This is a genomic window from uncultured Methylibium sp., from assembly GCF_902826655.1.
Lineage (GTDB): Bacteria > Pseudomonadota > Gammaproteobacteria > Burkholderiales > Burkholderiaceae_C > Methylibium.
Genome location: NZ_CADEFR010000001.1, coordinates 1 through 5279, shown reverse-complemented (window position 1 = coordinate 5279; position 5279 = coordinate 1). Strand labels below are relative to the sequence as shown.

4 protein-coding genes are annotated in these 5279 nt (G+C 70.3%); all 4 read right to left on the bottom strand.

The features are described 5' to 3' along the window. Positions 1 to 280 precede the first annotated feature (280 nt). The 4 genes from QZV97_RS00020 to QZV97_RS00005 all read right to left on the bottom strand — a co-directional run bounded on the left by QZV97_RS00020 (position 281) and on the right by QZV97_RS00005 (position 4392). Positions 281 to 970 (bottom strand): ABC transporter permease, encoded by a 690-nt coding sequence (locus QZV97_RS00020; RefSeq protein ID WP_295636315.1) that lies wholly within the window; start codon positions 968 to 970, stop codon positions 281 to 283. Positions 971 to 983: 13 nt separating this feature from the next. After that, on the bottom strand, positions 984 to 1778 hold the full coding sequence (locus QZV97_RS00015) for an ABC transporter substrate-binding protein (RefSeq protein ID WP_295636312.1): 795 nt from the start codon (positions 1776 to 1778) through the stop codon (positions 984 to 986). A 79-nt stretch (positions 1779 to 1857) separates the two neighbouring features. Next, positions 1858 to 3306, bottom strand: coding sequence for a cyanophycinase (locus QZV97_RS00010; protein ID WP_295636308.1), 1449 nt, complete (start codon positions 3304 to 3306; stop codon positions 1858 to 1860). Between the two features lie 72 nt (positions 3307 to 3378). Further along, positions 3379 to 4392, bottom strand: a complete 1014-nt coding sequence (locus tag QZV97_RS00005; protein ID WP_295636305.1) for an integron integrase — start codon at positions 4390 to 4392, stop codon at positions 3379 to 3381. Positions 4393 to 5279: the final 887 nt, after the last annotated feature.

The following is a 5279-nucleotide window of genomic DNA, read 5'->3' as shown; positions in this document are numbered from 1 at the left end:
GCGGTGAGCGGGCTGGGCATGCCAACGGTGGTTCTGCCGAGCCGGGGCCGGGTGGGCTGGGGGGCGTATGCGAGGTGCCGAGGAGCGGAGGGTTCGTGGTCCGCGCGCGCAGCGCGCGTCGTCAACTGACTCGGCGCGCTTGTCTGAGCGCAGTGAACGAAGTGAACGTAGCGAGTTGTGCGCCGGGACCACGAACCCGAGCACCGCAGGGGAGTCGGCCTGCAAGGCCGACCACCGAACCTACGCCCCCCAGCCCGCCCGGCCCCGGCTCGGCCGCTCATCAAAGCACCCCACTCCGAACGCCGACCGACAAGCGCCGCTGCAGCAGCTTGAAGCCCAGCTCGCTGACCGACGTGATCGCCAGGTAGATCGCCGCCGCGGCCGCATAGAAGACGAAAGGCTCGCGCGTCGCGCCCGCGGCCTGACCGGCGCGCTGCATCATGTCGGCGAGGCCGATCACCGAGACGATGGCGGTGCTCTTGACCAGCACCAGCCAGTTGTTGCCCAGCGCCGGCAGCGCGTGGCGCAGCATCTGCGGCAGCAGGATGCGGCGCAGCACCTGCTGCCGGCTCATGCCGTAGGCCAGGCCCGCTTCGCGCTGGCCGGCCGGCACCGCCAGGAAGGCGCCGCGGAAGGTTTCGCTCAGGTAGGCACCGAAGACGAAGCCGATGGTCAGCACGCCGGCGACGAAGGGGTTCACGTCCACGTAGCCCTCGTGGCCCAGCCGCGCCGCCATCTCGTTGACGGCCAGCTGCCCGCCGTAGAACACCAGCAGCATCAGCACCAGGTCGGGCACGCCGCGGATCACCGTCGTGTAGGCCAGCGCCAGACCCTGCAGCACGCGCGACCGCGACAGCCGCGCGCTCGCGCCGGCCAGGCCCAGCAGCATCGCGATGGCCAGCGAGGCCAGGGCCACCGCCAGCGTCAGCAGCGTGCCCTGCAGCAGCGACGGGCCGTAGCCGTGCAGCATGACGGCCGCCGCGTCACTTCGTCGCGGCGTCCTTTCCGTAGACGTCGAAGTCGAAGTACCTGTCCTGCAGCTTCTTGTAGCTGCCGTCGGCGCGGATCGCCTTGATGGCGGCGTTGAACTTGGCCTGCAGGTCGGTGTCGGCCTTGCGCATCGCGATGCCGGCGCCGTCGCCGAAGAACTTGGGGTCGTCGTAGAACGGGCCGGTGAAACCGAAGCCCTTGCCCAGCGGCGTCTTCAGGAAGCCGACGTCGGCCGCCACCGAGTCCTGCAGCGTCGCGTCGATGCGCCCGGCCGCCAAGTCGAGGAAGACCTCGTCCTGCTTGGTGTAGCGCACGACCTGCGCGCCCTTGAACATCTCGGTCACGTAGCGGTCGTGGATGGTCGAGCGCTGCACGCCGATCTTCTTGCCCTTCAGGCCGTCGGGCGTGATCTGGAGATTGCTGCCGGTCCTGACGACGAAGCGCGCCGGCGTGTTGTAGTACTTGTCGCTGAAGGCGACCTGCTTCCTGCGCTCGGGCGTGATCGACATCGACGCGACGATGGCGTCGAACTTGCGCGCCTGCAGCGCGGGGATCATGCCGTCGAAGTCCTGCTGCACCAGCGCGCAGTCAGCCTGCATGCGCTCGCACAGCAGCCTGGCGATGTCGATGTCGAAGCCCTTCAGCTCGCCGCTGGGCGTGACCTCGCTGAACGGCGGGTAGGCGCCTTCGACGGCGATGCGGATCTTCTTCCAGTCGGCCGCCAGGGCCGGGGCCTGGGCGACGGCGAGCAGGACCAGGGGCAGGGCGAGCAGGGCGCGTCGGTTCATGGCAGGCAACCTCGGGATGCGGATGGGACGACAGGCCCGATGCTAGCGGCCCTTCGGCCGGCTCACGCCGGCGCGGCGGTCAGCGCAAGGTCCGCGCCGCCGGCGCCGCGGGCCGCGTGGCCGGCGGGTCGGCGGCGGGCGGCGGCGGCACGACCACCGGCCCGTACAGCGGCCGGCGCATCGTCACCGGCGTCACGTCCAGCCGCAGGTTCAGCACCGTGTAGGCCTCGTCGCCGAAGGCGCCGGTGTACCAGCCGCGGCTGTCGGGGCCGCGCTTGAGGCGGAACTCGAAGCCCAGGTCAGGCTGCGGGTCGTCGGCCCGCGGGATGCCCGAGAAGGCCAGTCCCAGCGCCTCGTTCTCGCGGTTGTCGATCAGGTTGCCCATCGCGTTGGCGATGGCGCTGTCGCCCAGGATGTCGGGCACGAAGGGCATGCGCCGGAAGTAGGGGCGGAAGTCCGCCGCATTGGGGTCGATCAGGCTGCCGGCCAGCTTTTCGGGCGCGGGCGTGGTGACGCCGGTCTTGTAGTCGTGCTTGTCGCCGCGGTCCAGGTAGGTGAGCCGCGCGTCGCGCAGGTTGAAGGCGGGCAGGTCGGGGTCCTGCTTGGCGTCGCTCAGGTCGACCAGCACCACGCCCTTGGCGCCGATGATCTCGATCTCGCTGCCGCGGATGATGGCGCCGGTGTTCTCTTCGACGCCGATGCCGAGCTTGTAGCCCTTCTGCAGCATCAGCGGCAGCATGCGCCCGATGCGGCCGCGCTTGAGGAAATGCTGGTCGACGAACAGCTCCGATCCGACGAAGCCCAGGCCGCGGTCGATCTCCTGGCCCTCGATCACCTTGCCGGCCTTCAGCACCGCCAGCACGTCGGCCGCGTCGCGGAACATGGTCTCGCTCATCACCGCGGCGCCGGCGCTGGTGCCGGCCACCACGCCGCCGCTGAGGTACAGCTCCCAGATCGCATTGAGCAGCGGCGTGCGCTGGCCGTCGGGCAGCAGGGTGTCGGTGATGCGCGCCTGCGCGCCGCCGGCGAAGAACACGCCGTGCGCCTGCCGCACCTTGGCCACCAGCGCCGGGTCGCGCGCGTCGGCTGCGGCGTCGCGGCCCGCGAGGCGCGGCGCCACCGGCAGCAGCTCGGCCTTGGCGCCGTAGCGCTGCAGCGCGTCGACGATGCGCGCGCCGGTGGCCTGCGGGTTGGCCGCCGCCGTCGGGATGACCAGCCAGCGCGTGCCTTCGCCGCCCGACAGCTGCACCAGCCGCGACCACACCTCGGCGTTGTCGTACTTCAGCGCGCCGCCGATCGGCACCGCATAGCCCGGGCCCATCCAGCCGGGCACCGGGTCGCGCTCCTCGGGCGGGGCCGGCTGGGTGACCACCGCGGCGGGTGGCGCCTTGGCGGCGGGCTTGGCGACGACGGGCGCCTGCGCGCAGGCGGCCGTTGCGACCGACAGCGACAGCGCTGCCAGCGCGAGGCGCAGCCGGACGAGCCAGGATAGTGACGGGGCGGCAGGAGCGCGTGCAGACGGAGTCATGTGCCGAGTATCCCGGCATCACTGCAGCGGCCCCGTGACGGACGCACGAAGCCCCGCTGCCGGGACGGCCGCTCAGAGCCGATCGAGCGGACTCTTCACGCCGCGGCCGCCCTTCATCAGCACGTGGGTGTAGATCATCGTGGTCTTGACGTCGGCGTGGCCCAGCAGCTCCTGCACGGTGCGGATGTCGTAGCCGTCCTGCAGCAGGTGGGTGGCGAAGGAATGGCGCAGCACGTGCGGCGAGCAGGGCTTGACGATGCCCGCGCGGCGGGCGGCGCCGGCGACGGCCTTCTGCACCGACGCCTCGTTGAGGTGATGGCGTCGCTCGACGCCCGAGCGCGGGTCGACCGACAGGCCTGGCGACGGAAACACCCACTGCCATCCCCAGGCCCGCGCCCAGCGCGGCGCCTTGGCCTCCAGCGCATCGGGCAGCCACACGGCACCGCGACCGGCGGCCAGATCGGCTTCGTGCAGTCGGCGAGCGCGTGCGAGTTGCCCCTGCAGGGGCTCGATCAGGTTCTCGGGCAGCACCGTCACGCGGTCCTTGCTGCCCTTGCCCTGGCGCACGAGGATCTCGCGGCGCGTGAACTCCACGTCCTTGACGCGCAGACGCAGGCCTTCGAGCAGCCGCATGCCGGTGCCATAGAGCAGGGTGGCGACCAGCCCGATCGGGCCGGACAGCTGCTGCAGCAGTGACGCGACTTCGCGCGGTGTCAGCACGACCGGCAGGCGGCGCGAAGGGCGCGCGCCGACCACGTCGTCCAGCCACGGCAGGTCGATCCGCAGGACCTCCTTGTAGAGAAAGAGCAGCGCCGAGCGCGCCTGCCCCTGCGTGGCCGCCGCGACGCCGCGCTCCGTGGCCAGGTGGCTGAGGAAAGCTTCGACGTCGGCCGGACCCAGGTCGCGGGGATGCCGCTTGCCATGGAAGAGGATGAAGCGGCGCACCCAGCCGACGTAGGCCTCCTCGGTGCGGATGGCGTAATGGCGCAGGCGAACCGCCGCCCGCAACTGGTCGAGCAGCCGCGGCGCGGCGGCTTGCGGTGCGCCGGGCGCGGCCGCGATGGCGTCGCGGAAGTCAGTTCCCATCCGGGAATTTTTAAGCCGCCTATCGCACCGCAGCCGCCCCCCGTCGGCAGGCTCGAAGAGGGGGTTTGCAGAGGCGACGAGGGCGGCGATGATTGGCGACATGCCCGCGCATACACCAACTCCGCCCACCGCCACCGGTTGGCCTATTTCACGTTCGGCCTCACACCGGGCGGCCGTACTGACGCATCACCTGCACCATCAGTTCGTGCTCGGCCATGCGCACCGCGTACTTGAACCACTGCGGCGGGCTGCTCGGGTTCATGCTGTCGAGTGGCTCGAACGGGCTCAGATTGAGTCGGTAGCACAACTCAACCGCCGCCGATTGGTGCTGCTGAACTTCCCATTCCTGCATTGCCATCATCTTTCCTTTCGCTTCGGCACCAGAGGCCGAACTAGTCGCTCAACCGGAGCGGCAACGGCATTGGTCACTAGCGGGCGCCTACTCGGCCGCCCGGTTAGCTCCAACGTTAGGCCGCAACGGGTGAAGTCTGCGTTCGGTCACCTCAGCTGCGCGGCCATGGGCCGCGAAGTCACGGCTCCGAGCTCCTCTCGCTGCCAAGCCGCTCCGAGTCAGGCTCGCGGTTCGCACGCTTCGGGACGGGTTGCTGCCCGTTCTTTCAGGAGTCGAAACAAGGTGCCACGCCACCATCCCAAGGAATACAAAGGCGCTTCTCCCGGCGCTCTTGTTCGGGGCCGCAACGTGCGGCCTAACCCTTCGGTCGAGCGGACCCCCACCGGCAAGCCGCTTGGCCCGCGAGCCGTTGTAGTTCATCATCCGTCTCGCGGGCCAAGCGCCTTACCGGCGGTGGCCGCTCACCTCAAACTACAAGGACTTCCCCGTCTGTCAAGCGAATGAATCCCCTCGAGCCGCGTGAGCGGCTCGATTC